The following is a 26,663-nucleotide window of genomic DNA, read 5'->3' on the forward strand; positions in this document are numbered from 1 at the left end:
GTCGGCCGTCGGGCCCGCCCCGGCCCCACGGCAGCGGTCAGGGTATCCGAGCCCCTGATCGCGGCCGGGGCCGGGGCGTCCGGCGGTCGCCGTCCGGTGGGTGTCAGCGTCTGAGCACCTTCCGCGACAGGACGTTGCCGAGCAACTGCGCTGCCTGCACCAGCACGATGAGGATGACGACGGTCACCACCATCACCCGGGTGTCGAACCGCAGATAGCCGTGGGTGATGGCGAGGTTGCCGACTCCCCCGCCGCCCACCGTGCCGGCGATCACCGAGAAGTCGATCAGCGCGACCAGCATGAACGTCATGCCGAGGATCAGCGGCCCCAGTGCCTCGGGCACCAGTACCGTCAGCAGGATCCGGACCGGGCCGGTGCCCATCGCGCGGGCCGCCTCGATGACGCCCGGCTCGACGGCGAGCAGATTGCTCTCCACGATGCGGGCCACGCCGAACGTCGCGATCACCGTCATGGGGAAGATCACCGCGTCGGTGCCGACCGCCGTGCCGATCAACTCCCGTGTCATCGGGGACAGTACGACGATCGCGATCAGTGCGGGCACCGGTCGGACGACGTTGACCAGGGTGCTCAGGACGACGAAGACGGCCCGCTGTTGGAGGATCCCGCCCTTGCGGGTGGCGTAGAGGGCCAGCCCGACGACCAGGCCGAGGAGGCCGGAGAGGGCGAGGGTGGCCAGCACCATGTACAGCGTTTCGCCGGTGGCTTCGGCGATCTTGGGCCAGAGCAGGCTCCAGTCCTGCTGGATCATGCGCTCACCTCCGCCAGTACCGACGCGGCGACGGCCTCGTCCACGCCGTGCTTGCGCAGTGCGGCGGGGAGCAGGTCGAGGAGCGGCGACGCCTGGACGGCGCTGCGGACGAACGCCCGGGTGGTGGGGTGTTGCGGCGCGGCGAAGACCTCTCGTACCGGACCCGTCTCCACGATCCGTCCGGCGTCCAGCACGGCCATCCGGTCGCAGAGCGCCCGTACCACCTCCATCTCGTGGGTGATGAGCACGATCGTCACGCCCAGTTCGTCGTTGACCCGCCGCAGCAGGGCGAGTACCTCCCCGGTGGTCTGCGGGTCGAGGGCCGAGGTGGCCTCGTCGCAGAGGAGGACGGGGGGTTGGGTGGCCAGTGCGCGGGCGATGCCGACGCGCTGGCGCTGGCCGCCGGAGAGCTGTTCGGGGTAGCGGCGGGCCTGGTCGGCGAGTCCGACGAAGCGCAGTGCCTGGTGGGCCCGGTCGCGGGCCTGAGCCCGGGGGGTGCCGGCCTGCCGCAGCGGGTAGGCGACGTTGCCGAGGACAGTGCGGGAGCGGAAGAGGTTGAACTGTTGGAAGACCATCCCGATGTCCCGGCGGGCGGCGCGGAGTTGGCGGCTGCCGAGTGCGGTGAGTTCCTGTCCGTTGACCGTGACGGTGCCGGAGGTGGGTGTCTCCAGCAGGTTGATCAGGCGCAGCAGGGTGGACTTGCCGGCGCCGCTGTGGCCGACGATGCCGAAGACGCCGCCGGGTGCGATGTCGAGTGTCACCCGGTCGACGGCGCGCGTACCGCCGGTGAACTCCTTGCTGAGGTCCCGGAGTCTGATCAGCGGTCGGGGTGTGTCGGGTTGCTGCGAAGGGGTCACGACGCCCCCTTGAGCTGCCGGTCGACGCGGGCCAGTTCCTCGGCCAGCTCGGCGGCGGAGAGGTCGAGGTGGACGGCGGTGCCGTTGGACGTCCGCCGGGCCTCGTCCTGGACCGGTTTGCCGGCGTAGAGCTTGATCACCTTGGCGTAGTCCGGGTTGTTCCGGTCCTCGGCACGGGCCGCGATGACGTTGAGGTAGGGGCGGACGTCGGGGCTGTGCGGATCGTCCTTGAACAGTGCGGTCTCCGCGCGGATGCCGGACAGCGAGGCGACTCCGTCGTTGATGACCGCCGCGTCGACGTCGGCGAGCAGCCGGGGCGTCTGCTGGGCGTTGACGGGGGTGAGGCGCAGGTGGTGGGGGTTGGCGGCGATGTCGTCGGCGGTGGCGTAGAGCCCGGTGCCCTTCTTCAGCTCGATCAGCTTGGCCCGGGCCAGCAGCCGCAGGGCCCGGCCTTCGTTGGCGGGGTCGTTGGGGTGGGCGATGCGTGCGCCGTCCGGGAGGTCGGCGAGCTTCTTGGCCTTCTTGGAGTACAGGCCCATCGGGACGACGCTGGTGGGGGCCAGCGGCACGATGTCGGTGCCGTTCTCGGTGTTGGACTGGGCCAGGAACACCAGGTGTTGGAAGGCGTTGAGTTCGATGTCGCCGGCGGCCAGTGCCTTGTTGGGGAGGGAGTAGTCGTCGAAGGGCACCACCTCGACGTCGAGGCCCTGCTTCTTCGCCTCCTTGGCCAGCACGTCCCACTCGGTGGAGTCGCCGCTCACGCCGACCCGGATGCGGTGGGTCGCGGCCCCGGACGTGCCGCAGCCGGCGACGAGGAGGGTGAGGGCGGTCGCGGCGGTGGCTGCGAGGAGGGCCCGGCGGCGCGGTGCGCGGGGGCGTCTCGGTGCCGGGCGCCGGGTGGCGGTGTACGGGGTGGTGTGGTGCATCGTGCTCGTTCCCTTGGGTGGTGGGTGTGGGTGCGGGGCGCCGGGCTCTTGTGGAGCGGACGTGCCCCGGGTCGGGTGGCCGTGGGGCGGGCCGGTCACGGCGGTCCGGCGAAGTGGCAGGCGGCTGCGGCGCGGCCTGGACCGGGTGCGGTCAGCGCCGGGGTCTCCCGTTCGCAGCGGCTGCGCCGGTCGGCGCCGTGTGTGGGGGACATCGCCGCGTAGCGCGGGCAGCGTCCGCGGAAGCCGCAGCCGGTGGTCGGTCGGGTGGGGCTCGGCGGGTCGCCGGCGAGCAGGATCCGTTCGCGTCCGCGCTCGCGCACCGGGTCCGGCAGCGGTACCGCCGACAGCAGTGCGCGGGTGTAGGGGTGCCGGGGCGCGCCGAACACCTCGGCCACCGGGCCGTGTTCGACGGTGCGGCCCAGGTACATGACGCTCACCCGGTCGGCGATGTGCCGGACCACGGACAGGTCGTGGGAGACGAAGAGGTACGACAGGCCGAGTTCGGCGCGGAGTGCGGTGAGCAGGTTGAGGATGCCGGCCTGGACGGAGACGTCGAGGGCGGAGACCGGTTCGTCCAGGACGAGCAGTTGCGGCCGGACGGACAGGGCGCGGGCGATGCCGATGCGCTGCCGCTGGCCGCCGGAGAAGGCGTGCGGATAGCGGTCCGCGTGGTCCGGGGAGAGGCCGACGAGGCGCAGCAGCTCGGGTATGCGGGCGGCCGCCCGGGCCCGGTCGACGCCCTGGGCACGCAGCGGCTCGGTAATGATCTCGCCGACCGGGAGCCGGGGGTCCAGGCTCGACAGCGGGTCCTGGAAGACCATCTGGACGGTGCCGCGCAGTTGTCGGCGCGCGGCCCGGTCCAGGGTCCGGGTGTCGCGGCCGAGCACTTCCACGGTGCCGCCCTCGGGCGCGGTCAGGCCGAGGATCTCCATCAGGGTCGTCGACTTCCCTGACCCGGACTCGCCGACCAGGCCCAGCGTCTCGCCGCGTCCGAGGTCGAGCTCGACGCCGTTCACCGCGTGGACGCTGCCCACCCGGCGTTTGACGACCGAGCCCTTGCGGACGGGGAAGGTCTTGGTCAGGCCGGTGACCTTCAGGACGGGTGGGAGGGTGTCCCGGTCCGGGGCGGGGGCGGAGGAGGCGGGCGGGTCGGGCAGGGGGTAGACGTCGGTGGCGGTCAGGCCGCGTTCGACGATGCGGTCCGCGTGCCGGCAGGCGGCGTGGTGTCGGCCCGGCTCCTCGGTGCCGACGGACAGCAGTGCCGGCTCCGCGGCCCGGCAGGCGTCGTCGGCCAGCGGGCAGCGCGGCGCGAAGGCGCAGCCGGTGGGCAGGTCGTGCGGCTCGGGCGGTGTGCCGGGTATCGGGATGAGGGGCGTGCGCGGGCCGGGGGCGGTTGCCCGGTCGGAGGTCGGGGCCGTGTCGCCGTGCGCGGGCTCCTTCGCGCCGGGCGCGGCGGCTGCGGCGTCCACCGGCGCGTCGAGCCTGGGCACGGCACCCAACAGCCCCATCGTGTACGGCATCCGGGGTGCCGCGAACAGCGCGGTGGCGGGCCCGGATTCCACCACCCGGCCTGCGTACATCACGGCCACCCGGTCCGCCGTTCCCGCGATGACTCCCAGGTCGTGGCTGACCAGCAGCAGCGCCGCGCCGGTCGCGCGCTGTGCGGTGCGCAGCACGTCGAGCACCTGGGCCTGGACGGTGACGTCGAGGGCGGTGGTCGGTTCGTCGGCGAGCAGGACGTCGGGTTCGTTGGCGATGGCCATGGCGATCAGGGCGCGTTGGCGCATCCCGCCGGAGAACTCGTGCGGATAGGCCGCGGCGCGCGTCGCGGGGTCGGGGATGCCCACCAGGTCCAGGAGTTCGACGGCCCTGCGGCGGGCGTGTGCCCGGGGGACGTCGTGGTGGGTGCGGATGGCCTCGGCGATCTGGTCGCCGACCCGGTGCACGGGGGTGAGCGCGGAGAGCGGGTCCTGGAAGACCATGCCGACGCGTCGTCCGCGCAGTCCGGAGAGGGTCGCGTCGTCCGCCCCGACGACGTCGGTGCCGGCGATCGTGATCGAGCCGGCGACCCGGGCGGTGTCCGGCAGCAGGCCGATGGCGGCCAGTGCGACGGTGGACTTGCCCGAGCCGGACTCCCCCACCAGGCCGAGTACTTCCCCGCGGTGCAGCGTGAGGTCGACGCCGCGCACGGCGGGTGCCGGGCCGCGGGGGCCGTCGAACTCGACGTGCAGGTCGCGGATGCGCAGCACGGCGTCGGTGCGCGGGGTGGCCGGGGCGGCGATGCCGGGCGGTGCGGTCGCGGACCGGCCCCCGTCGGGGGCTGTGCGCGGTGCGGTCATGCTCCTGCGGTCCCTTCCGGGGCGGGGTGCCCCTGTTCGACGGGGTGCGACGGCCGCCGGGCAGCCCGTTCGCGGCGGCCGGGCGCCCGCTTCGTGCGTCGTCCCCGCGCCCGGTCCGAGGTCGGGTCCAGTGCGTCGCGCAGTCCGTCGCCGAGGAAGTTGACGGCGAGGACGAACACCACCAGCAGTCCGGCGGCGAAGAAGAACATCCAGGGGTAGGTGACGGCGGCCCCGGTACCGTCGGCGATCAGGGTGCCCAGCGAGACGTCCGGCGGCTGTACGCCGAAGCCGAAGTAGGATAGGCCGGTTTCGCTCATCACCGCGCCGCCGACGGCGATGGTGGCGTCGACGATCAGGAAGGACGCGACGTTGGGGAGGATGTGACGGACGACGATGCGCAGCGGGTGGACGCCCATGAGGCGGGCGGCGCGGACGAAGTCGCGTTCCTTGAGCGAGCGGGTCATCGAGCGGACCACGCGGGCGGTCAGCATCCAGCCGAAGGCGGCCAGCAGGCCGACGAGGACGAGCCAGCTCGCCGAGCGCAGCCGCGGCGAGACGATTGCGATGATCAGGAACGCGGGGAAGACCAGCAGCAGGTCGATGAGCAGGGTGGTCAGCCGGTCGGCCCAGCCGCCGAAGTACCCGGCGCAGGCGCCGGCGAACGACGCCAGGACGGTCGCGAAGAGGGCGACCAGCAGGCCGATCAGCAGGGACTTCTGGAGGCCGCGCAGCACCTGTGCGTAGAGGTCCTGGCCGATGCTGTTGGTGCCGAACCAGTGCTCCACCGAGGGGGGTTGGCGCAGTGCGGTGTAATCGATGTCGGTGTGGCTCCAGTGCGTCAGGAACGGGCCCGCGAAGGCGAGCAGGAAGAGCAGCAGCAGGAGCGAGGCGCCGAGGACGGCGTGGGGGTTGCGGACGAAGCGGCGCCGGGCGACGCGGTTCATGTGCGGCTCCTCAGCTCGTGCGGACGCGCGGGTCGAGCGCGGCGTGCAGGACGTCGGCCAGGAAACCGGCGAGCAGCACCATGACCGCGGCGAACACGTTGACGGCGACGACGGAGTTGATGTCGCCCTTGCCGACCGCGTCGACGAACCAGGCACCCATGCCGTGCCAGCCGAAGACCTTCTCGGTGAACGCGGCGCCGGTGAACAGGGTCAGGAACCCGTAGGCGAAGAACGTCGACATCGGTACGAGGGCGGTGCGCAGGCCGTGCCTGAGGACGGCGGTGCGGCGGCGCAGGCCCTTGGCGCGGGCGGTCCGCAGGAAGTCCGAGCCGAGCACGTCGAGCATGGTGCCGCGCTGGTAGCGGCTGTATGCGGCGGCGGTGCCGAGCGCGATGGCGAGGGTCGGCAGCAGCAGGTGCACCGCGCGGTCGCCGAACAGCGTGGGCAGGCTCCCGGTCAGGCCCGGGGTCTTCTCACCGGTGAAGGTGATGAGTTCGTGGCCGACTGCCTGGTTGGTGCGGATGGCGCCGACCTTGAGCAGGACGGCGAGCAGGAACGTGGGGGTGGAGAGCAGCAGGAACGCGAAGAGGGTCACGGCGCGGTCGGAGAACCGGTACTGGCGCACCGCGCCCCAGGTGCCGAGGAGCACCCCGCCGACGGTGCCGAGGAGCGTGCCGGCCAGCAGCAGGCGCAGGCTGACGCCGATCCGGCGGCCGAACTCCGTGCCGACGTCGGAGGAGTCGAGGGTGCGGCCGAGGTCGCCGTGGAGCGCGTGGCCGAGCCAGTTCCCGAACCGTTCCCACAGGGGTGTGCGGTCGTTGATGCCGAGCGCGGTCAGTTGGGTGTCGATCGCTTCGGGTGGTGGGGGTGGCTGTCTGCCTTCGAAGTAGCCGCGCGGCGACAGGGCGAGGGAGGACAGGACGTACGAGATGACGACGGCCAGGGCCAGCAACAGAGCGTAATAGCCGAGGCGTTTGGAGAGGTGGGCGATCACCGGTGGGAATCCTTCACGGGGAGGCGGTGCGGCCAGACGCTATCGCACCGATCGGCCGCCGCCAGACTGCTGCGTAAACCCTTCATTGCAGCCTTGATAAATGCCCTGACCTGGGTCTTTTAAAAGGTCTGGACCGGCTTACGGTGCCTGTGCGCCGTGGTCGTGCGGCGCCCGTCCACCGAGGGGAAGAGCAGCATGAACCGGGCCCGCAGAACCATGGCGCTGGCCGTCGTGACCCTTTCCACCGCCGCGGTGCTCACTGCCTGTGGTGGGTCCGGGGGTGCTTCGGCCGACGCGTCACGGGGCGGTTCGGCGCCGGCCGTCGGCACCCAGGACCTCAATCCGCACCCGGCCGCGGACCTCCGACAGGGCGGCACCCTCAAGATGACGATCCAACAGTGGATCGGCCAGTACAACCCCAACCAGGTCGACGGCACCCAGGGCGACGCCTCCTCCATCACCGAGCTGGTCGAGCCGGACCTGTTCCTCCTCGACGCCAAGGGCGTGCCGCACCGCAACCCCGACTTCCTCACCTCCGCCGAGGTCGTCTCCGACCACCCGCAGGTGGTCCGGTACCGCCTGAACCCGAAGGCGAAGTGGTCCGACGGAAAGCCGCTGAGCTGGCGGGACTTCGCGGCCCAGTGGAAGGCGCTGAACGGGCGGGACAAGCGGTTCGCCGCCGCCGACACCAGCGGCTACGCCCAGATTTCCGAGGTGGCCCGCGGCGCCGACGACCAGGAGGTCACGGTCACCTTCGGGACCCCGTACGCCGACTGGCAGCGCCTGTTCGACCCGCTGCTGCCGGCCTCGCTCAACGCCACCCCGGAGAGCTTCGCCACAGCGTGGGCCGGCACCGTCCCGGTGACCGCCAACGCCTTCAGGATCGGTTCCTACGACCGGACCGCACAGACCATCACGGCCGTGCCCGACCCCAACTGGTGGGGCCAGAAGCCCAAGCTGGACAGGATCATCTACTGGGCGCTGGACGGCTCCGGCTATGTCGACGCCTACCTCAACAAGGAGATCGACTACACCAGCGCCGCCAGCCCCGAGGCGTACCAGCGCCTGAAGGGCGACAAGGGCACCGACATCCGGATCGGCGCTCGCTGGGACCAGGTGACCCTCAGCCTCAACGGCCGGCGCGGCCCGCTCAAGGACGTCCGGGTCCGGCAGGCGGTGATGCTCGGGGTCGACCGCTCGGCCCTCGCGAAGGTGGCCGGCAAGGACCTGCCGTTCCAGCCCAAGGTCCTCGGCAACCACTTCTTCATGCCCAACCAGGAGGGCTACCAGGACAATTCAGGCGGCTTCGGAAAGCGGGACACGGCACGTGCCGAGCAGTTGCTGGATGCCGCCGGCTGGCGGGACAACGGGCCCGGCAAGCCGCGCACCAAGGACGGCAGACAGCTGACCCTGGACTACGTACTGCCGTCGGACACCGCGGGACTGGCGATGGACCAGGCCAAGCTCACCCAGCAGATGCTCGGCGAGATCGGCGTCGCCGTCGAGCTGCGCAAGGTGCCGTCCAACGACTACTTCGACAAGTACATCCACCGGAGCAACTACGACCTCAGCCAGTTCCGCCAGGTCGACCAGGTCTTCCGCTCCGAGGCGTACGGCGGCTACCGCACGCCTCAGGGCGACAACACCTTCACGAACTACGGCGGGGTGTCGTCCCCCGAGGTCGACGCGCTGCTGCTGGAAGCGTCCCGGACCACGGACGCGGCACGGCAGATCGCCCTCTACAACAAGGCCGACGCCGCGGTCTGGCGGCTGGGCCACTCGCTCCCCCTGTACCAGCGTCCGCAGATCTTCGCGGTGCGCAAGGGACTCGCCAACTTCGGCCCGACCGGCCTCGGGAGCGAACAGCTCGCCGAAGCGGGCTGGTTGAAGTAGTCGGAACGGCGGTCGACGAGGGGCGGGGGCGGGTGGGGTGGCAGTGCCCCACCCGCCGGACGTGCCGTCAGCTCCAGAGCCGTGTGGTGACCACGCGCGGTGTGTTCGCCGGACGGTCGGCCGGATAGGTCAACGTCACCCGTGTGTAGTGCTGTTGACCGGAGTGACCGGACCGGGGTTGCGGGTTGTCGAAGCGCACCCGGACGGGGTAGCCGTGGAAGTGGCCCGCCGCGCAGTACGGGCGGCAGTCGTTGACCATGTCCATCCCCACCGCCGCCGCGGACGGGGAGGTCCAGTGCGACCAGCGCAGCGACTTCAGGACGTTGTTGCCGTCACCGCAGGCCAGGATGAAGCTGCCGGGACGCTCCAGTGCCTTGCCGGCGCAGTCGACGACCGCCACCCGCTGGCCCCTGGGCGGAGCGGAGACGGCGGAGGCGGAGACCGGCGCGGTGGCCGTCGCCAGTGCCACACCGGCACAGACGATGAGTGCTGCCGTTGCCCTGTGAACTCGCATATCCGCTCCTCAGCCGCTCGCACGGGTGGACACCTCGGACACCGGCTGCGACGCAGGGTGCGGTCGTCGTCACGGGCCGATACACGTCCCCGCGGGGCCGTCGCTGCCCCTCTGCGGAGCAGGCTACGACCGCGGCCCCCGTCGGCGCCACCCGGACCGGTCGGACCTGCGGAGGTTCCTCAGCGTGGGGCGGGGAGCACGGAGCGTACCCTGGGCGCCCCGGCGCGGGCGGGCCGTCGGGCCGCCGCTCAGCCCGTCCCGTCGGACGCCGCCAACAGGCGCTCCACCGCGGCGAGTTCGACGCACACGACCAGGCCCTCCAGCGCGTCGCGCAGCTCGTCGAGGTCGGGGTAGCTGGGGGCGAGACGGATATTGCGGTCCCGGGGGTCCTTGCCGTGGGGGAAGGTGGCTCCGGCAGGGGTCAGCGCGATGCCGGCCTCCCCGGCCAGCTCGACCACGCGCGCCGCGCAGCCGTCCAACACGTCCAGGCTCACGAAGTAGCCGCCCCGGGGACGGGTCCAGGAGGCGACACCCGTGCCCCCGAGCCGCTTCTCCAAGACGGTGTCGATCAGTTCGAACTTGGGACGCAGCAGGGCGGCATGGCGTTCCATGTGGGCCGCCACGGCCGGCGCGTCGGGCAGGAAGCGGGCGTGCCGCAGCTGGTTGACCTTGTCGGGTCCGATCGTCCGCTTCGCGAAGTGACCGAGCAGCCAGGAGACGTTGGCGGGCGAGGACCCGAAGAAGGCGACGCCGCTGCCGGCCGCGGTGATCTTCGAGGTCGAGCCGAAGACGAACACCCGGTCGGGATGGCCGTGCTCCGCGCTCAGGCCGAGGATGTCCAGCAGGGGCTCGTCCGCGTCCGTCACGCCGTGCACGGCATAGGCGTTGTCCCAGAAGACGCGGAAGTCGGGGGCCGCGGTCTCCATCGCGGCAAGGCGGCGCACCGTCTCGGCGGAGAAGGTGACGGCCGTGGGGTTGCTGTACTTCGGCACGCACCAGATCGCCTTGACCCGTTCGTCGGCGACGAGGCGTTCGACCTCGTCCATGTCCGGGCCGGTCTCGGTCATCGGCACCGGAATCATGTCGAGGCCCAGCTTCTCGCAGATCGCGAAGTGCCGGTCGTAGCCGGGCACCGGGCACAGCACGGCGGTCCGCCCCTCCCGGGGCCAGGGCGCGGACGAGCCGGGCACACCGAACAGCACGGCGTCCACCAGGCACTCGTACATCAGCTCCAGGCTGGAGTTGCCGAAGGCGACCAGTTGCTCGGCCGGGACCTGGAGCGGCCCGGAGAACGTCGCCCGCAGTTCGGGCAGGCCCTGCAGGCCGCCGTAGTTACGGCAGTCGGTACCGTCCTGCGCGGTGTGGCCGTCGGCGCCCGGCATCCCCAACAGAGGCTGTGAAAGGGTGAGTTGCTCGGGGGAAGGCTTGCCTCGGGTCAGGTCCAGACGCAGCCCCTGGCCCTTGAGGCGCTGGTGCTCGTCGCGGAGCGCGATGAGCCGGTCGGACAGTGCGGCGTGTGTCAGTGCGGGCAGTTCCAATTCCCTCATCCTTTCCTCGTACGCCCCGCCGGCCACAGCAGGCGCGGGACGGCATCACCGTAACCCGGAGGGGACCACGATCACCTGCCCATTTCCGCCCGTTCGATGCCGCCGGATGCCTGGCGCGGTGCGGGCGCGCCAGGCATCCGGCGGCGGTCAGGCCCGCGCGGCCGAAGGTCGTGGCGCGGACTCTCGCGGCGCGGTCGTCAGGGCGGCGCGCAGGGCGGCCAGCCAGTGCGCGGTGGTGCGGCGGGCCACCTCGGTGTGCGGCGCGTACGCCTCGAAGAAGTGCCAGGCGCCGGGCACGTCCTTGGTCTCGACGGGCACCTCGGCCTCCATCAGGCGGCGCGCGTAGTCCCGCCCCTCGTCGCGCAGCGGGTCGAGTCCGCAGGTCAGGACGTAGGCGGGCGGGAGGCCCGAGAGGTCGGTGGCGCGGGCGGGGGCCGCGTAGGCGGGGGTGTCCGGACCGCGGTCAGGGCCGAGGTAGGTGTCCCATGTGTGCCCCAGGCCGGCGCCGTTGATGATCCGGCGGTCGGTGACGCCCCGCACGGAGGCGGTGTGGAGACGGTCGTCCAGACAGGGGATGAGGAGCCCTTGCCAGACGATGCGGGGGCCCCGGCGGTCGCGGGCCATGAGGCAGACGGCGGCGCTGAGGCCGCCGCCCGCGGAGGCCCCGGTGACGGCGATCCGGTCGGCGTCCAGGCCGAGTTCGCCGGCGTGGGCGGCCATCCATTCCAAGGCGGCGTAGCAGTCCTCGACACCGGCCGGATAACGGTGTTCGGGGGCGAGCCGGTAGTGGACGTTGACCACGACCGCGCCGGCCGCGACGCACGCCTCACGCGCCATGGGGCTGGGCCCGTCCAGCTCCCCGTAGACGAAGCCGCCCCCGTGGAGATAGAGCACGCCCGGCAGTACGCCCACCGCTCCGGCCGGCCGGAGCACCTGGACGTCAATGGTGTTGCCGTCCGGGCCGGTCAGGGACGTCCGCCGGATGGTGACGCGGCCGTCGTCGGCGGGCATCAACGGCGCCATGAGCGCCCGGAAGCCGGCCCGGAGTGCCGCGACATCGGCGTAGGGATTGTCGGGCCGCTCGGGCAACGCGGCGAAGACGTCGGCCAGTTCGGGATGCACGGAGAGGTGCGACGAGCGGGTTTCGCCCTGGTCGTGGGCGTGGGAGTGGGCGTGCATGCGGTATCTGTCCCCGTTCTGCGGCGTGCCACGGCATGGCGGCGGTCACTGCGGCAACCCTCGGCCACCGCTGTCGACCGTCGAGGCCACCATGACCACCGCGACTTAGACCATCTCATTGATATGGTCCCAACGAGAAGGAAGGTATGGTCTCAATGAGACCGTGTCAAGTGAGCGGAACAGGCGAGGGGAACATGGCGGAGTACAGCCCGGCGAGGTACGTCGTACTGGGTCTGATCGCCCGGCACGGCGCCATGACGCCGTACGAGCTCAAGGCCCGCGTCGAGGACGACATCCAGCCCTTCTGGCCGATCCTGCACGCGCAGCTCTACCGGATTCCGCCCGAGTTGGCCCAGGCCGGCCTGCTGCGGGAGGAGGCCGAGACCACCGGTCGGCGCCGCCGGATCTTCCACCTCACCGACGCCGGCCGCGCCGCACTGGCACGCTGGCTGGCCGACCCGGACACCCCCGAGGCGGAAACCCGCGACCCGGCGCAGCTCAAGCTCTTCTTCGCCGACCTCGGCGACCCGTCGGACATCGTCGCGCTCGCCAACCGCCAGGCCGCGCGGCACCGCACCTGGCTCGCGCACTACACCTCGCTGCGCGCCGACCTCGCCCCCGCCGAGGATTCCCGACAGCGGTCCCGGGCCCGACTGCTCCGACTCGGGGTGCTCCACGAACGGGCCCACGCGGAGTTCTGGGAATCGATCGCCGCCGACCCGGAGCAACTGGACGACCCCGTTTCCCGGCCCCCTTCCCGCCCCTCTCCCTGACCCCCGACCCGCTTCCCGCTTCCCGCTTCCCGCTTCCCGCTTCCCGCTTCCCGCGCAGTGAATTCCGGGCGAACCGCACGGACCGCTCTTGAATTTCGGACGATCTCGCCCCGAATGCGCCACAGAAAAAGCCCCCTTGTTTTCCCCGCCTCACCTCGCGCCGCACCACATCACATCGACTCGCACCCCGCCATCACCTCCGCAATTTCACGGACGCGGCAGCCCGGGCACCGGCGCCGGGGCGACAACTACCCCCAGTGACAGCGCAATCGCCGCCGGAATTGGGGGAAGTTGCCGGGTCCCAGCAGGGCGAACAGGCGTAGGATCGCTCACAGAGGGCGACTCATACCGTCGCCACATTCCGGGAGTTGGCACGGAGCGGTCGAATGATCCGCTTGCGTTTTCTCTCCGCCTCACGCATCAGATCGAGTCGGATTGAGTCAGATCGAGTCGGGGCGCTTCTTCCGGCCCTCGGGACTACCCTGCTTCCGGCCCTCAGAGGGAGAACACCATGAACACCACGGCAGGGAACCAATCCGCGGCAGACACGCATACCGAGCACGAGAACCACCCATGGACGATTTCCGTCGCGGACCACCCCAAGCGCGTCGACAGCCAGCAGTACAAGGACAGCCGCGCGCTGATGCTGAAGCTCGTCGACACGATCGATGACTGGACGTTCGCCCCCGGGCCTTATCAGGACCACCACGGCGGCGGAGTCTGGGTCAAGGACCAGGGCGGCTGGATATGCCTGTTCCTGCCGCTGGGCATCGAGTGGTCGGCGCAGTTCTGCGCGGATCCGGCCAAGGTGGACCAGATCCGCCTGCTCGCGGCCCGCGTGATCGCCGCGTTCCCGGACACGCTGCCCGGCTATGCGGAGTTCGGCTATCAGGACGGCGAGCGGCTGCTGAACACGCGGATCGAGACCGCCGAGCAGGTGTCCGAGTGGACGGACTCGATATTCAACGCGTCGGTACCACTACCTGCCGGTATTCACTCCGGGGTGCTCCCGACGGCCGCCGGCTACCACCACTACCCCAAGCCGATCGTGGACATCGACCACTTCCGCTTCGACGACTTCAACCTGTTCGTCGAGGACGACCAGGGACTGTCGGTCGCGGTCGTCCCGGTCGCACCGCGCGGCTCCGGTGACGGCCGGGTGCGCGTGCTCGCCGCCCACCCCAGCTCGCGCTACGCCAAGCACCTCGTTCCCCCCAGCGGCGGGGTCCACCCCGAGACGGCCCAGGACATCGAGAGCCTGGCCACGGAGCCGGCAGGCGCCGTGCTGCCCGCCCGCGACCCCCTGGCCGAACAGGCGTTCCGCCTCCAGCAACCGATGCCCGCATAGGGCCGGCCGCTATGCGGGCCCGGTCCGGCTGTCCGGCCGGACCGGGCCCGCGATCAGGCCGCCACGGTGGACGGTGCGTTGACGCAGAACTGCACGAGCCCCGCGCTGACGTCCTTGATGATGTTCTCCATCTCGTTCCACGGCGGCTGGAACTCCGTGCCCCACTCGATGGTGTAGGCGAGGACCTTCCCCTTGGCCGGGTCGACGAAGTGCCTGCCGAACGCGTAGTCGTCGCTGGTCCCACAGGTCGGATACAGGTCGAAGGCCGACTTGGCGGTGTACTTCCTGCCGCGCACGGCCTGCAATCCGTCCCGGAAGTCCCGGGCCAGTTCGATCTCGTGATCAAAGTCGATCTTGGGGATGAACTCGCGGTACTGGGTGTCCCCCGCGTCGCCCCGCACGCCGTCGAAGGTGTGGTTGAGGAAGTTCATCGACGGGTCGGTGGACTGGTCCTGGTCGTCGCCCCAGACATACAGCATGTCCTCCGAGAAACTGTGCACGTCGATGAACCAGCGGGTCCGGGGGTAGGCGTCCAGCAGCCACCGCACGTTGCGCGTCTCCGGTTCGGAGAACGGACCGGGCCCGTGGTACAGCTGCGGATCGCACGGATCGGTCGACACCCGCACGCCCGCGGTGGGCGCGAAGGCCGTCGCGGCGTCGAAGAGGAAGTCGTAGTTGCGGTTGATGTCCACGCCCACACAGTCACCCTCGCCGTTCCCGTAGGCCGGGTTGCGGTTCTTCCGCCACATCGGCTCGACGGTCTGGCTGTACTTCCGGCCGTCCGGGTTGACCAGGGGAAAGAGCACGATCTCCAGGTCGTCCAGGAGCGTCTTCACCTGGGCCGCGGAGTACGACTGGCCACCGTAGGCCAGCCCGGAGTGCGTGTGACAGGCCCGCAACAGGTCGGCGGCGAAGTAGACGAGGATCTCGCAGCTGCCCCATTCGCGGGCGTGCACACCCCCGATGAGCATCACGCAGTCCCGGCTGCCGGCGGGTCCCGCGCCCAGGCGGACGGCGTGGCAGCCGACGCCCTCGATCGAGGGCTCGGGAAGGTCGATCAACTCGCAGAGCGCCGGGTAGGCCCTCGACAGGTTCACCAACGCCGAGTCGACCTCGGTGGTGTTGAGATACGGCATCTCAGCCTCCTGGCCCCTTGTCCTTGAGCATCTCGCCCAGTCCGTACGGCACTTCCTGCGGATCGGCGAACCGGTTGCCGCGTCCAACCTCCGCCTGGCGGGCCCGCCCGGTCTCGGTCGCGTCCCTGAGGACGTCCACCGAAACGCCCTCGCGCGCCAGCCGATCGGCCTTCCCGCGCGGTACGAACGCCTCGATGGTCATCTCGTTCCCGGGCCCCGTGGTCCCGCGGGGACGTCCGCCGATGTCCAGCGACTCCTCCCGCAGCAGGGTCCGCAGCGTCTCCGCGTCGTCGGCGGTCACCCGCACATGCAGAATGTTCTCGCGCTCCGACATCTCAGCCCCTTCGTGGTGTCCGGCGTCCGATGGTGGCCCCCGTCGTGACGTCGACGCGCCGTCCTCGGCGTCCGCCGCGTCGCGGGGCATCGCCGCATGACGAGCCGCACGGCCGACCCGGCCGACGCTCGTGACCGGCGGCTCCGCCCCCTCACCAGTCATCCCGTAGGGGGCCGTCCGTCACCGGCGTACCGGCTGCCGAACGGACGACCGGCGCGCGTGCCCGCTCTCTTCACGTCATCATGGCCATTCCGCCGTCACCGCGGCGTGACCGAGGCGTCATACCCGCCGGCGACCGGTTCGCGGTACGTCGCCGGACAGGCGGCACACCGCGCCGCGGCCGACCGCAGATCGGCGACGAGACCGAGCAGCCGGGACGTCGGACGCAACCCCAGTTCGGCCTGGAGCAGGGACCGGTAGCGCTGGAACTCGCGCAGCGCCTCGGACTGGTTACCCTCGGCGAGATGCGCCTTGATCAGGACTGCCCGGGCGGTCTCGCGCAGCGGCTCGGCGCGCACCGCGGCCCCGGCGGCGCACACGGCGTGGCCGAAGTGCTGGGCGCTGATGAAGCGGGTGGCGAGCGCTTCGAGGGCGTGCATCCGCAGTTGCCGCCACTCCTCGGCCTCGCGCAGCGCCCATTCGTCGCACCAGCCCGGCAACAGGTCCTGGGACAGCGCGTCGATCTCCGAGGCCCCCAACCCCAGGCACACGGACGTGCCCGGGGACGCCACCGAAGAATCGACGAGCAGGTGGGCGAGCGGCTTCAACTCCCGGAAGTCGACGTCCACACCGCCGGCGAGCGCCAACGCGCCGGGGCCCACGTCGAGCATGCGGCAGCCCGCACAGCGCAGCCGGTTGAGCGCCGAACGCAACGACGCGTACGCCCGGCACTCGGAGACGTCCGGCCAGAGGCTCTCCGCGACAAGGCCCCGCGGCACCGCGCCGTAGCGCAGCGCGACAAAGGCGAGCAGGCGTTCCGATCCCGCGGGGATCCGCGCCGGGTCGTCATCCGTGACCAGTCGGAAGCCGCCGAGCAGTTCAACGCGTGCGCGGCGGCCGCGGGGTGGGGGCGGACGACGCCGCGTTCCCCCTCCCTCGGGCGGATGGATCGCCGGGGTGTCGCGCACGACGCCGAGTTCCGTCCCGGTGCTGCGACTCATCGCCTCCGCATCTCCTGACGGCCAGCCACACGCTCCGATCGGGGCACGGCGTCATATGAGGAGGGTCATATGCCGCCGACTTCCCTGCTTCCATCCTGCGCCGCACCTCCGACCGCTGTCGAGTGCTCCACGGCAACCCCACAGCAGCGCAAGTCCCCACCCTCCCCCACGGAATCCCCCGCAATCCCACGGCACCCGCAGAACCCCGAGAACCCGAGCCGCCCAAGAAGTGGAACAGGCAATAATTTCCGACGTCAACCGGCATCTGGCCGCTTCCCGAGAGGCCGAAACACCCTGCGCGCACAGGCAGGCAAAGGCCACAGCGACAAAAGCCGTGGCGGGCGATCCGCAACGGAACGATCCGAGATGATCCAGATGCCGCAGCCACTCCACAGCGAGACGATGAAAACGACCCCTGCGCAAGGCCGGAGGGGTGCCGACGCTGCCCGTACCGCCGGCAGCGACAGCACCGACGGCACTGCTCCGAGAGGCCGTTCGGCAGCCTCTCCCGCGGGGCGCTGCGACGCCGGCCTTCACGACATCCAGGATTCAAGGAACGAAGGCGCCAAGGCACAAAGGCGTAAGGAAGAAAGACGCAAGGCATAAAGGATTGAGCCAACCATGACCGTCACAGGGATCGACGTGTCGTCAGCCCAGTCGGAGAAGTACCCGACGGCCGGCAGCGATTTCGTCTTCATCAAACTCACCGAAGGCACCACCTACACGAATCCCAAATGGGTGGCCCAGCGCAAGACCGCACGAAACGCCGGACTGGTGACCGGCTTCTATCATTTCGCCCGGCCGGGCCCTGTCACCTCCCAGGTCGACTTCTTCCTCTCGAAAATCAATCTGATCGAGGGGGACATTCTCATCCTCGACTGGGAGGACGCCCGCGTCCCGAATTCGTGGAAGGACAGCTGGCTCAAACAGGTGCAGCAGCGCACCCCCGGCCACAAGACGCTCCTGTACTGCAACCGGGACTTCTGGCTGCACCGCGACACCACGTCCTTCGCCGGGGACGGCCTCTGGATCGCCCAGTACAACAACAAGCCGGGCCAGCCGGACATCCACAGCGCGTGGCTGTTCCACCAGCACACCGACCGGCCCATCGACACCAGCATCGGCAAGTTCGAGGACAAGGCGGCACTGCACACCTGGTCCGGCCACGTCGCCATCCCCGCGTGACCCGACGGGCACCACCGAGACCCGCGCCCCGCGCGGAGCGGGAGCACTGAGCGCGCCGGAAGGATTCGGCCCGCAACCTCCGCCGGCGCGCCCGGGTCGCGCCGGCGGATCCCCGTATCGCCACGTCCGCGGCTCAGTCGGCGTCGACGCGCAGGGACGCGAAGTGCAGGTTCTTCCGCTCGCCGCGACCGAGGTGGGCGACCGGCGCGCCCTTGCAGCCCGGGTGGGCGTAGAAGTGGGCGGTCTTGCCGACCAGCGAGAGGTTGGAGGCGGTGCCGGCACCGGCGACGGTGTAGCAACGGCCGGGCTCGGGTTGGTTCAGGGTGGCGCTCTTACCGTGCGGGGTGGTGTAGGTGATCATGCCGAGGTCGGCCGCACCGGCGGCGGCCGTCGACGTCAGGACCGCGCCGACGGCGAGCAGCACGGCCGCCGGCACACGTCCACGACCACGACGGCGGTCACGCACAACGGAGTTCATCGGGGTCTCCAGAGGGGAGGGGGCGAATTGTCGTCCGGTCCAACGACGGACCGGCCGCACCGTGACGGCGACGGTGCCAACTCACCCGCCGCCCCACCCCGCTGAACGACAGCCGGCATCGGAGGCTCGTCGCGTGTCACGTCCGCAGCGCCTCGTCCACCGTCCGGGCCGGGGCGTCCGCGGCGTTCTGCGTGCGCAGGCCGAAGAGCGGGGTGCCGTGGTCGGCGCGGAAGGCGCGGCTGCGGCGCACGGTCAGCACCACCATCGCGCCGAGAATCGCGAAGGACTGGATCCTGCCGACCACCGGCACTAGGTCCACGGGCAGTTCCCACGCCCACACCGTGCTCAGCGCGGCATCGAGCAACTGCGCGCCGCCCCACAGGGCCGTCATTCCCCGCAACGCACCCCGGAATTCCGGCAGTTCGCGCCAGGCACGCTCCGCATCCGCCTCCCCCGCCGACCTGCGCAGCCGGCGCCCGAAGTGGAACGCGAAGGGCCGGGCCCCGAACAGGGTGCCCAGCATCCACAGGCCCAGGGCGGCCGGGATGCCCGCGTCCTTCAACAACAGCACCCGCGGGCTGCCGCTGATCGCGGACAGCCCCGCGGACACCGCCAGCAGCACGACCACGAGGAGGTCGAAGAGGTCGATCCGCCGGCGCACCAGCGCGGTGCCCAGTGCGTGTGCGGCCGGTACCACGCCGCTCAGCAACAGGGCCTGCCATTCGGCGACGCCCTGCGCCCGCAACACGTAGTACAAAACCAGCGGTAAAAGGATGTTGACGGTCAGCGGTACGGCCACGGCGCGCCACCGATGCGCACCACGCGTTCCCACGGTTTCCACGACGGCCTCCAACGGTCCGGTGCCGGACGCTCCGGCACCACGGTGACCTGCACCGACGTTAGGAGCCGGGCGGGTGGAGAAGCATCGGCCCCCGGGCCGGACCCGTCGGGCCGCTCCTCCACCCGCCCGCTCCACCGCCGGGTGGAGAGCCGCCGGCCGTACCCCCGTCGCGTCAGCCCCGGTCAGCTCTCACCGCCCTTCTTCATCAGCTCCAGCAGGCTGGAGAAGCTGTCGGCGCCGTGTCCGGCCTTGATGCCGCGTCGGAAGAGTTCGACGACCGCGGCGGGCAGTGCGGTGTCGACGCCCGCGTCGGCGTTGGTGTGCAGGACGTGTTCGACGCTGGCCAGACCCATGGCCAGGCGGTCCACGTCGCCTTGGTGCGCGCCGGCGTCGATGCGCTCGGCGTAGAAGGTGAAGAAGCCCGGCAGGGAGTTCGCGGTCTCCACGGCGTGTCCCAGGATGTCGGACGCGGCGAGGCCGTTGGCGTCGGCGAGGGCGATGGCCTGCCAGTAGCCGAGCATGGACGTCCAGAACATGACCATGCCCATCTGGTAGTACAGCGCCGCGAGTCCCGGGTCCTCGCCCCGGTAGTCGGCCTTGCCGGTCACCACTTCCAGCACCGGGCGGTGGGCGTCGAACACCTCGCGCGGGCCGCTGTAGAAGGTGGACGACTCCGGCCGGCCGATGCCCGACGGCGGGACGGTGACGCCTCCGGTGAGTTGGACGGCCCCGTGGTCGACGGCCCAGCGGGCGGCGGCTCGGGCCTTGTCCGGCGTGTCCGAACTGAGGTTGACCAGGACCCGGCCGGCCAGCGCGGAGGTGGCGGGCTCCAGTACGGCGTACATCGCCTCGTAGTCCGTGAGGCTGAGGATCACCAGGTCGTTGGCGGTCAGTGCCCGGGCGACGTCGGGGGCGAGCGTCGCGCCGCGGGCCACCAGGGCGTCCGCGCGGGAGGCCGTCCGGTTCCAGACGGTGACCTCGTATCCGCGGTCCAGGTAGGCGTCGGCCATGGCCCGGCCCATCGGGCCGAGCCCGATGACGGTGACCGACCGCTGCTCCGCGACCGTGCCCGCGGTCGAGATGGCCGTGCCGGGGTGTGCGTTGGTGCCCATGGGAAACCCTTCCGTCCGTCACTAAAACGAGCGCTCTATTTAGAGCATGTCGAGAACGTACCACAGCACTAGAACGAACGCTCTACTCAATAGTCGGTACGGTGGCACCATGCAGACCAGCACCCGGGACCGGATCGTCATCACCGCAGCCCGCCTCCTCCAGCGGCAGGGCTACGTCGGCACAGGCATCAAACAGATCGCCCAGGAGGCCCAGGCCACCCTCGGCTCCGTCTACCACTTCTTCCCCGGCGGCAAGGAAACCGTCGCGGTCGCCGCGATCGAGCACAGCAGCCGGGAGTTCGCCGCGCTCCTGCGGAAGGCGCTGGACGCCGAGGCCGATCCGGCGACGGCGGTGGACTCCTGCGCCGGCCAACTCGCCGAAGAACTCCGCGAGTCGGGCTGGATCGACGGCTGCCCGGTCACCGCGGCGGCCCTGGAGACGCTCGGGACCGACTCCCCGATCCAACAGGCGTGCGCGGCGGCACTGCGCGACTGGGAGGAGCTGGTCCGCGACAAGCTGCTGCGCGGCGGCTTCGACGCGCAGGACGCCCGGGAGCTCGCGACCACCGTCATCAGCGCCCTGGAGGGCGCCGAGGTCACCGCGCAAGTCACCCGCAGCGAGGAGCCACTGCGCACGGTGGGCCGCCAGCTGGCCCGCCTGGTCCGCTCGTACGGGGGGTCCGCTCAGTCCGCGGGCGGGACGGGCTGACGGACCGGGCGCGAAGGCCCGGCAGCCGCCGGTTTCAGAGGCTGTCGCCCAGCCGCTCGATCAGCGGCGCCGCCGCCTTGAGCGTCGCCAGTTCCGCGTCCGTGAAGTGCTCGCCGAGGGCCTTCGCCAGCTGCCGACCACGGGCGTCGCGCTTGTGGCGCAGCATCTCGACGCCGGCCTCGGTCAACGACAGGATGATCCGTCGGCCGTCGTGGGGATCGCGACGGCGCTCGACGAGGCCGCGCTCCTCCAACAGACCCAGCGTGGTCCCCATGGCCTGGGACGTGATCTGCTCGGCCCGCGCCAACTCCGCCGCCGTGGCCGGGCCGCCCCGGTCCAATCGCGCCAACGCGGCACGCTCGGGCAACGAGAGGTCGCCCGGTGCCCGCATCTGGCGCAGCCGACGCGCCAGCAGGCCGAGGCTGTCGTACAGCGCACCGGCCACGTCGTCGACGTCCGCACTCCGAGTCATGGTGGTAAGCCTAGGTTGACCAATCCGGGCAATCAACCGAGGTCGATCTCCGCCGCCGTCCCCTGTCCGACGCCGCACCTGGACGCCCCCGTCACACGTTCGCAGCAGGCCCGCGTGAAAGACCCCGGTGCGGGAACGAGTCTTTACCCATCGGAGGATCTTGCGGAGAGGGTGCACAGACATGGGAATTATCGCCTGGGCCTTGATCGGTCTGCTCGCCGGTGCCATCGCAAAGGCCCTGATGCCCGGCAAGGACCCCGGTGGTTGCCTGATCACCATGCTGATCGGCATCGCGGGCGGCCTGTTGGGCGGCTGGCTCGGCAAAGTCATCTTCGGCGTGCACTCGATCAACGGCTTCTTCCACCTGTCGACGTGGATCGCCGCCATCGTCGGTTCCGTCATCGTCCTGCTCCTCTACCGCCTCACCCTGGGGCGGAACCGCGGGCACTGACCGCGCCCGATCGGGCGCGCATCGACGGGTGAGGGGCCGGCGGCCATTTCCGCCGGCCCCTTTCCTCACACCGGAAAAATCAGTTGCCGATGTCCGCAGGAAGCCAGCAGTCTGGGCCCCGGCCGATCGTCAACAGAGCGGGAGCCTGCCATGCGCCGATTCCTCGAAAACCCCCAGCGCCCCTACCGGACGGTGAATTTCGAGGACTTCGGCACCCATGCACATCCAGCACACTCTGAACATCGGCATCCTGGCGCACGTCGACGCAGGTAAGACCAGCCTGACCGAGCGTCTGCTGTTCGACACCGGCGCCATCGACCGGCTCGGCAGCGTCGACGCCGGCGACACCCAGACCGACTCCGGCGCCATCGAGCGGCAGCGCGGCATCACCGTGCGCTCCGCGGTCGCCCCCTTCACGATCGGCGCGACGCAGGTCAACGTGATCGACACCCCCGGGCACTCCGACTTCGTCGCCGAGGTGGAACGCGTCCTCGGCGTCCTGGACGGCGCCGTGCTGGTGCTCTCCGCCGTCGAGGGGGTCCAGGCACACACCCGCGTCCTGATGCGGACGCTGCGCGAGATGCGGCTCCCGACCCTGCTCTTCGTCAACAAGATCGACCGGGCGGGCGCCCGCGGGGAGGCGCTGCTGGCCGACATCCGGCGCAAGCTGGCCCCGCACATCGTCCCGATGACGTCGGTGCAGGAGCTCGGCACGCCGTCCGCCCGCGTGCTCCCGCGCGCCCTCGACGACGAGCCGGAATTCCGCACCCAGGTCGCCGAAGCGCTCGCCGAGCTCGACGACGCGCTGCTCGCCCGCGTCGTGGACGGCCCCTTCCCCTCCCCCGACGAGCTGCACGCGGCACTCGCCGCGCAGACCCGACAGGGGCGGACGCACCCCGTCCACTTCGGGTCGGCGCGCAGCGGCGAAGGCATCGGAGCGCTCATCGACGGGATCACCCGCCTGCTCCGGCCGGCGCCCGTCGGCCGCAGCGCGGACCCGGCCGGCGCGGCGCGCCCACGGGGCACGGTCTTCGCCGTCGAGCGCGAACCCTCCGGGCAGAAGACCGCCTATGTGCGGCTGTTCTCCGGAACGCTGGCCGCGCGCCAACGGGTGGCCCTACACCGGAACGGCCCGGACGGCAGCCGCCTGACATACCCCGGCCAGATCACCACGCTCCAGGTCGTCGGCCGGCCGGGCAACGGCAACACGGGGCTCGCCGGCGGCCAGGGCATCCGGCAGTTGACGCCCGGGACCATCGGGAAGGTCAGTGGGCTGACGGAGGTCCGGGTCGGTGACCGGCTGACCGACCCCGCCGGCCGGGACGACGGCCCGCGGCCGCCGCACTTCCCCGCGCCCACCCTGCGGACGCTCGTCCGTCCCCGGGTCCAGGTACCGGGCGCGGCGGCGCGCCTGCACGCGGCGCTGCAGCACCTCGCCGAACAGGATCCGCTCATCCATGCCGCTCCCGGCCCCGAGGGCAGCACATCGGTCCTGCTGTACGGCGAGATCCAAAAGGAGATCCTCGCGGCGACCCTCGCCGACGACTTCGGCATCGAGGCGGTCTTCGCCCCCAGCCGCACGGTCTACCTGGAGCGGCCGGTGGGCGTCGGCGAGGCGCACCAGTCGCTCGGGCGGCGGGCGCCGAGTCCGAGCGGCTTCTGGGCCACCGTCGGGCTGCGTGTCGAGCCCGCGCGACGGAACTCCGGGGTCGCCTTCCGGTACGAAACCGAACGGGGCGCCCTCCCCCACGCCTTCCACACCGCCATCGAGGAGACCGTGCACTCCGCCCTCCGCAGCGGCCCGCGGGGCTGGGCGGTCACCGACTGCACCGTGACCCTGACCCGCTCGGGCTTCGCGGGCCCGGTCAGCACCGCCGGCGACTTCCGGGGCCTGACACCGCTGGTGCTCGGGCAGGCCCTGGAGCGGGCCGGGACGCAGCTCTACGAGCCCTGCCACACCTTCGACGTGGACATCCCGCTCGACGCGCTGCCGGCCGTCACCTCATGTCTCGCCGCCCTCGGGGCGGACCTGGAGGAGACCGCGGGCGGTACGACTTCGTGGCTGGTCAAGGGCGTGATCCCGGCCAGTCGGGTGCGATCGGCGGAGCATCGGCTGCCGGGGCTTACCCGCGGCGAGGCCCTGTGGTGGTCCCGGCCCAACGGAGACCGGCCGATCAGCCGCTCGGCCGCCGGGACGCCGGGGCGCTGATCGACGGCCGCGGGGCACTGTCCAACGCTGTCCAACGGTGGGAATACCTGCCCGGCCGCCGGCTCCGACCGGCGGCCGGGCAGGAGCCGGGAAATGAAAAAACCCCGGCGCATCGTGATGCGAACGGGGTTTGACAACCGGGGCATTTCTCCGCGTATATTGAGCGTTTGAATATTGCGAAGAAATCAACCCAAAGAATCTCACTGCTGCACAGCATATTCGAGCGGAGCTGAATTGTCAAACGAGGAATTGCGTAAGGAGCAGGAATTCATCGGCCTGCTGCACGATCGCCTCGACACCCTGCGATCCGGGGCACGCACGACCATGGAACAGGCCCTTCCGCAGGCCGGGGGAACCTTCCAGGCACGCCTGGAACGGGATGTGATGGTCGCCGAACAGGCCGAGCTGCTGGCCGGTTTCGAGGCCGGGGAACACGGACTGTGCTTCGGCCGTCTGGCGTTCCGGGACGGCCGCGACCACCACATCGGCCGGATCGGCATCCGGCGCGACGACGCCGACCGCACTCCGCTGGTCATCGACTGGCGGGCCGACGTCGCCCGCCCCTTCTACCTCGCCACCGGGCACACCCCGATGGGACTGCGGCGCCGGCGCCATCTGACCACCAAGGGCCGCCGGGTGACCGCACTGCACGACGAGATCCTGGACCTCACCGACTCCGAACGCAGCGGCCACGAAGGGGCCGACGCGGACGCCATCCTGCTGGCGTCGCTGGACGCTGCGCGCACCGGGCGGATGCACGACATCGTCCAGACCATCCAGGCCGACCAGGACCGCATCATCCGCGCCCCGCACCACGGCGTCCTCGTCGTGGAGGGCGGTCCGGGCACCGGCAAGACCGTCGTGGCCCTGCACCGGGCCGCGTATCTGCTGTACGCGCACCGCGAGCAACTCGCCCGCCGCGCAGTGCTGATCGTCGGGCCCAACCCGGCATTCCTCGGCTATATCGGGCAGGTCCTGCCCTCGCTCGGCGAGACCGGCGTGCTGTTGGCGACGCCCGGCGAGCTGTTCCCCGGGGTGACCGCGACCGGCACCGACACGCCGCGCGCCGCCGAGGTCAAGGGCAGCGCGACGATGGCGGACGCCCTCGCGCGCTTCGTGGCCGACCAGCAGCTGCTCCCCGACCCCGAGCTCGTCATCGACCACGAGGACGGCGAGCTGTGCCTGGACGCGGCGATCGCGGACGAGGCCCGCCGGCAGGCCCGGGCCACCCTGCTGCCGCACAACCTGGCGCGCCCGCACTTCGCCTTCCATGTGATCGATGCGCTCACCGCCCAACTCACCGAGCGGATCGGCGCCGACCCCTACGGCGGCCCCAACCTCCTCGGCCCGGACGACATCGCCCAGCTGGGCAAGGGCATCGCCACCAGCGGCGAGGTACACCGCGCCATCGAGGAACTGTGGCCGTCGCTCACCCCGCAGCAGCTGGTCGCCGACTTCCTCTCCGAACCGGTGCACCTGCCGGACGCCGACGCGGCGGCGATCCGCCGTACCGGCGGCGACTGGACCCCGGCGGACGTCGCGCTGCTGGACGAGGCGGCCGAACTCCTCGGCGAGGACGACTCGGCCGCCCGGGCCGCCGCCGAGGCCGAACGCCAGGAACTCATCACCTACGCGCAGGGCGTGCTGGACCTCTCCTACGGTTCGCGCACCCAGGAGTTCGAGGACCGGGAGGACGAGGATTCGGAGGTGCTGGCCGCACACGACCTGATCGACGCGGACCGGCTCGCCGAACGCCAGGAGGAGGCCGACCACCGCACCGCCGCCGAACGCGCCGCGGCGGACCGCACCTGGGCCTTCGGCCACATCATCGTCGACGAGGCGCAGGAGCTCTCGCCGATGCTGTGGCGACTGCTGATGCGGCGCTGCCCGACCCGTTCCATGACGCTGGTCGGCGATCCCGCGCAGACCTCCGAACCGGGTGGCTGCGGTGCCTGGGAGACCATCCTCGCGCCGTACGTCGAGGACCGTTGGGAACACGTCCGGCTCGGCGTCAACTACCGTACGCCGACCGAGATCATGGAGGCCGCGGCGGAGATCCCGCGGATGGTCGACGCGTCCTTCGTGCCGCCGAAGTCGATCCGCTCCACCGGCGTCCCCCCGTGGGCCCGGCGCACCGACGACCTGCCGCGGGCCGTCGCGGAGGCGGTGGCCCGCGAGGCGGCGGGCGACGGTCAGGGCCGTCTTGCCGTGATCGCCCCGAGCGAGCACTGCGCCGCCCTGGCGGCCGCCCTGCCGACGGCCTCCGTCGGTCCCACGCCCGACCTGACCAGCCCGGTGGTGATCCTGCACCCGCGCCAGGCCAAGGGGCTGGAGTTCGACTCCGTTCTGGTCGTGGAGCCGGCGGAGTTCGGGACGAGCGATCTCTATGTCGCGCTCACCCGGGCGACCCAGCGGCTGGGCGTGCTCCACACGCAGACGCTGCCGCGCGGGCTGACCGCGCTGGCGGACTGACCGGCAGCCGCGCGGACAGCC

The 26,663-nt window shown here is 71.2% G+C and carries 23 protein-coding genes and 1 pseudogene; 8 read left to right on the forward strand and 16 right to left on the reverse strand.

The window, feature by feature from the left end; genetic code table 11:
- Positions 1-103: 103 nt before the first annotated feature.
- The 6 genes from JNO44_RS35550 to JNO44_RS35575 form a co-directional block, all read right to left on the reverse strand.
- Positions 104-769: a methionine ABC transporter permease gene (locus tag JNO44_RS35550; protein ID WP_067343797.1), complete on the reverse strand. Its 666-nt coding sequence runs from the start codon at positions 767-769 to the stop codon at positions 104-106.
- Positions 766-1,626, reverse strand: a complete 861-nt coding sequence (locus JNO44_RS35555; RefSeq protein WP_338058594.1) for a methionine ABC transporter ATP-binding protein — start codon at positions 1,624-1,626, stop codon at positions 766-768. Before JNO44_RS35555 ends, JNO44_RS35550 begins: the two co-directional genes overlap by 4 nt.
- A complete protein-coding gene (locus JNO44_RS35560; protein WP_205368105.1) occupies positions 1,623-2,552 on the reverse strand; it encodes a MetQ/NlpA family ABC transporter substrate-binding protein in 930 nt (309 codons plus the stop codon). Before JNO44_RS35560 ends, JNO44_RS35555 begins: the two co-directional genes overlap by 4 nt.
- A gap of 95 nt (positions 2,553-2,647) precedes the next feature.
- On the reverse strand, positions 2,648-4,891 hold the full coding sequence (locus JNO44_RS35565; protein ID WP_205368107.1) for a dipeptide ABC transporter ATP-binding protein: 2,244 nt from the start codon (positions 4,889-4,891) through the stop codon (positions 2,648-2,650).
- Positions 4,888-5,835 (reverse strand): ABC transporter permease, encoded by a 948-nt coding sequence (locus JNO44_RS35570; RefSeq protein WP_205368109.1) that lies wholly within the window; start codon positions 5,833-5,835, stop codon positions 4,888-4,890. Before JNO44_RS35570 ends, JNO44_RS35565 begins: the two co-directional genes overlap by 4 nt.
- A 10-nt stretch (positions 5,836-5,845) precedes the next feature.
- Positions 5,846-6,829, reverse strand: coding sequence for an ABC transporter permease (locus tag JNO44_RS35575; protein WP_205368112.1), 984 nt, complete (start codon positions 6,827-6,829; stop codon positions 5,846-5,848).
- Between the two features lie 195 nt (positions 6,830-7,024).
- Here JNO44_RS35575 and JNO44_RS35580 point away from each other — a divergent pair, with 195 nt between their 5' ends.
- The gene (locus JNO44_RS35580; RefSeq protein WP_240167809.1) at positions 7,025-8,722 is read left to right on the forward strand and encodes an ABC transporter family substrate-binding protein; all 1,698 of its coding nucleotides are present in this window, start codon (positions 7,025-7,027) and stop codon (positions 8,720-8,722) included.
- 67 nt (positions 8,723-8,789) lie between these two features.
- Here JNO44_RS35580 and JNO44_RS35585 read toward each other — a convergent pair whose 3' ends face one another.
- From JNO44_RS35585 to JNO44_RS35595, 3 genes are all read right to left on the reverse strand, one after another.
- A complete protein-coding gene (locus tag JNO44_RS35585; protein ID WP_240167810.1) occupies positions 8,790-9,236 on the reverse strand; it encodes a hypothetical protein in 447 nt (148 codons plus the stop codon).
- A gap of 248 nt (positions 9,237-9,484) precedes the next feature.
- Positions 9,485-10,774 (reverse strand): aspartate aminotransferase type Ic, encoded by a 1,290-nt coding sequence (locus tag JNO44_RS35590; RefSeq protein ID WP_240168025.1) that lies wholly within the window; start codon positions 10,772-10,774, stop codon positions 9,485-9,487.
- Between the two features lie 156 nt (positions 10,775-10,930).
- The gene (locus JNO44_RS35595; RefSeq protein ID WP_205368115.1) at positions 10,931-11,962 is read right to left on the reverse strand and encodes an alpha/beta hydrolase; all 1,032 of its coding nucleotides are present in this window, start codon (positions 11,960-11,962) and stop codon (positions 10,931-10,933) included.
- 170 nt (positions 11,963-12,132) lie between these two features.
- Between JNO44_RS35595 and JNO44_RS35600 the strand changes: the two genes are divergently transcribed.
- Positions 12,133-12,735, forward strand: coding sequence for a PadR family transcriptional regulator (locus tag JNO44_RS35600; RefSeq protein ID WP_205368116.1), 603 nt, complete (start codon positions 12,133-12,135; stop codon positions 12,733-12,735).
- 508 nt (positions 12,736-13,243) lie between these two features.
- A pseudogene (locus tag JNO44_RS35605) lies at positions 13,244-14,083 on the forward strand (DUF6424 family protein); the annotation flags it as partial.
- 53 nt (positions 14,084-14,136) lie between these two features.
- On the opposite strand, the gene JNO44_RS35610 reads toward JNO44_RS35605, so the two are convergent.
- The 3 genes from JNO44_RS35610 to JNO44_RS35620 form a co-directional block, all read right to left on the reverse strand.
- Positions 14,137-15,219: a M14 family metallopeptidase gene (locus JNO44_RS35610; RefSeq protein ID WP_205368118.1), complete on the reverse strand. Its 1,083-nt coding sequence runs from the start codon at positions 15,217-15,219 to the stop codon at positions 14,137-14,139.
- Between the two features lies 1 nt (position 15,220).
- On the reverse strand, positions 15,221-15,553 hold the full coding sequence (locus JNO44_RS35615) for a hypothetical protein (protein WP_205368119.1): 333 nt from the start codon (positions 15,551-15,553) through the stop codon (positions 15,221-15,223).
- A gap of 257 nt (positions 15,554-15,810) precedes the next feature.
- Positions 15,811-16,713 carry an AfsR/SARP family transcriptional regulator gene (locus JNO44_RS35620; RefSeq protein ID WP_205368120.1) on the reverse strand — a complete coding sequence of 301 codons (903 nt, stop codon included), beginning with the start codon at positions 16,711-16,713 and terminating at the stop codon, positions 15,811-15,813.
- A gap of 621 nt (positions 16,714-17,334) precedes the next feature.
- On the opposite strand from JNO44_RS35620, the gene JNO44_RS35625 reads away from it, so the two are divergent.
- Positions 17,335-17,898, forward strand: a complete 564-nt coding sequence (locus tag JNO44_RS35625) for a glycoside hydrolase family 25 protein (protein ID WP_205368121.1) — start codon at positions 17,335-17,337, stop codon at positions 17,896-17,898.
- Positions 17,899-18,031: 133 nt separating this feature from the next.
- On the opposite strand, the gene JNO44_RS35630 is transcribed toward JNO44_RS35625, so the two are convergent.
- From JNO44_RS35630 to JNO44_RS35640, 3 genes are all read right to left on the reverse strand, one after another.
- Complete coding sequence (locus JNO44_RS35630) at positions 18,032-18,376, reverse strand: hypothetical protein (protein ID WP_205368122.1); 345 nt, start codon at positions 18,374-18,376, stop codon at positions 18,032-18,034.
- A 136-nt stretch (positions 18,377-18,512) separates the two neighbouring features.
- On the reverse strand, positions 18,513-19,217 hold the full coding sequence (locus tag JNO44_RS35635) for a VC0807 family protein (RefSeq protein ID WP_240167811.1): 705 nt from the start codon (positions 19,215-19,217) through the stop codon (positions 18,513-18,515).
- Between the two features lie 182 nt (positions 19,218-19,399).
- The gene (locus tag JNO44_RS35640; protein ID WP_205368126.1) at positions 19,400-20,329 is read right to left on the reverse strand and encodes an NAD(P)-dependent oxidoreductase; all 930 of its coding nucleotides are present in this window, start codon (positions 20,327-20,329) and stop codon (positions 19,400-19,402) included.
- A gap of 109 nt (positions 20,330-20,438) precedes the next feature.
- Between JNO44_RS35640 and JNO44_RS35645 the strand changes: the two genes are divergently transcribed.
- Positions 20,439-21,038, forward strand: a complete 600-nt coding sequence (locus tag JNO44_RS35645) for a TetR/AcrR family transcriptional regulator (RefSeq protein WP_205368128.1) — start codon at positions 20,439-20,441, stop codon at positions 21,036-21,038.
- Positions 21,039-21,072: 34 nt separating this feature from the next.
- Here JNO44_RS35645 and JNO44_RS35650 read toward each other — a convergent pair whose 3' ends face one another.
- Positions 21,073-21,510, reverse strand: a complete 438-nt coding sequence (locus tag JNO44_RS35650; RefSeq protein WP_205368129.1) for a MarR family winged helix-turn-helix transcriptional regulator — start codon at positions 21,508-21,510, stop codon at positions 21,073-21,075.
- 181 nt (positions 21,511-21,691) lie between these two features.
- On the opposite strand from JNO44_RS35650, the gene JNO44_RS35655 reads away from it, so the two are divergent.
- The 3 genes from JNO44_RS35655 to JNO44_RS35665 all read left to right on the forward strand — a co-directional run bounded on the left by JNO44_RS35655 (position 21,692) and on the right by JNO44_RS35665 (position 26,642).
- Positions 21,692-21,961, forward strand: coding sequence for a GlsB/YeaQ/YmgE family stress response membrane protein (locus JNO44_RS35655; RefSeq protein ID WP_039629439.1), 270 nt, complete (start codon positions 21,692-21,694; stop codon positions 21,959-21,961).
- A gap of 217 nt (positions 21,962-22,178) precedes the next feature.
- Complete coding sequence (gene otr(A), locus JNO44_RS35660) at positions 22,179-24,170, forward strand: tetracycline resistance ribosomal protection protein Otr(A) (RefSeq protein WP_205368130.1); 1,992 nt, start codon at positions 22,179-22,181, stop codon at positions 24,168-24,170.
- A 249-nt stretch (positions 24,171-24,419) separates the two neighbouring features.
- Positions 24,420-26,642 carry a HelD family protein gene (locus tag JNO44_RS35665; RefSeq protein ID WP_205371118.1) on the forward strand — a complete coding sequence of 741 codons (2,223 nt, stop codon included), beginning with the start codon at positions 24,420-24,422 and terminating at the stop codon, positions 26,640-26,642.
- The last annotated feature ends 21 nt before the right edge of the window (positions 26,643-26,663 follow it).

The organism is Streptomyces noursei (genome assembly GCF_016917755.1).
Taxonomy (GTDB): domain Bacteria; phylum Actinomycetota; class Actinomycetes; order Streptomycetales; family Streptomycetaceae; genus Streptomyces; species Streptomyces yunnanensis.

What these genes read in the sequence shown, in the direction of transcription:
- JNO44_RS35550 (WP_067343797.1), bottom strand. Translation starts at nt 769, where the DNA reads ATGATCCAGCAGGACTGGAGCCTGCTCTGGCCCAAGATCGCCGAAGCC.
- JNO44_RS35560 (WP_205368105.1), bottom strand. Translation starts at nt 2,552, where the DNA reads ATGCACCACACCACCCCGTACACCGCCACCCGGCGCCCGGCACCGAGA.
- JNO44_RS35565 (WP_205368107.1), bottom strand. Translation starts at nt 4,891, where the DNA reads ATGACCGCACCGCGCACAGCCCCCGACGGGGGCCGGTCCGCGACCGCA.
- JNO44_RS35570 (WP_205368109.1), bottom strand. Translation starts at nt 5,835, where the DNA reads ATGAACCGCGTCGCCCGGCGCCGCTTCGTCCGCAACCCCCACGCCGTC.
- JNO44_RS35580 (WP_240167809.1), top strand. Translation starts at nt 7,025, where the DNA reads ATGAACCGGGCCCGCAGAACCATGGCGCTGGCCGTCGTGACCCTTTCC.
- JNO44_RS35585 (WP_240167810.1), bottom strand. Translation starts at nt 9,236, where the DNA reads ATGCGAGTTCACAGGGCAACGGCAGCACTCATCGTCTGTGCCGGTGTG.
- JNO44_RS35595 (WP_205368115.1), bottom strand. Translation starts at nt 11,962, where the DNA reads ATGCACGCCCACTCCCACGCCCACGACCAGGGCGAAACCCGCTCGTCG.
- JNO44_RS35610 (WP_205368118.1), bottom strand. Translation starts at nt 15,219, where the DNA reads ATGCCGTATCTCAACACCACCGAGGTCGACTCGGCGTTGGTGAACCTG.
- JNO44_RS35615 (WP_205368119.1), bottom strand. Translation starts at nt 15,553, where the DNA reads ATGTCGGAGCGCGAGAACATTCTGCATGTGCGGGTGACCGCCGACGAC.
- JNO44_RS35620 (WP_205368120.1), bottom strand. Translation starts at nt 16,713, where the DNA reads ATGAGTCGCAGCACCGGGACGGAACTCGGCGTCGTGCGCGACACCCCG.
- JNO44_RS35625 (WP_205368121.1), top strand. Translation starts at nt 17,335, where the DNA reads ATGACCGTCACAGGGATCGACGTGTCGTCAGCCCAGTCGGAGAAGTAC.
- JNO44_RS35630 (WP_205368122.1), bottom strand. Translation starts at nt 18,376, where the DNA reads ATGAACTCCGTTGTGCGTGACCGCCGTCGTGGTCGTGGACGTGTGCCG.
- JNO44_RS35640 (WP_205368126.1), bottom strand. Translation starts at nt 20,329, where the DNA reads ATGGGCACCAACGCACACCCCGGCACGGCCATCTCGACCGCGGGCACG.
- JNO44_RS35645 (WP_205368128.1), top strand. Translation starts at nt 20,439, where the DNA reads ATGCAGACCAGCACCCGGGACCGGATCGTCATCACCGCAGCCCGCCTC.
- JNO44_RS35650 (WP_205368129.1), bottom strand. Translation starts at nt 21,510, where the DNA reads ATGACTCGGAGTGCGGACGTCGACGACGTGGCCGGTGCGCTGTACGAC.
- JNO44_RS35655 (WP_039629439.1), top strand. Translation starts at nt 21,692, where the DNA reads ATGGGAATTATCGCCTGGGCCTTGATCGGTCTGCTCGCCGGTGCCATC.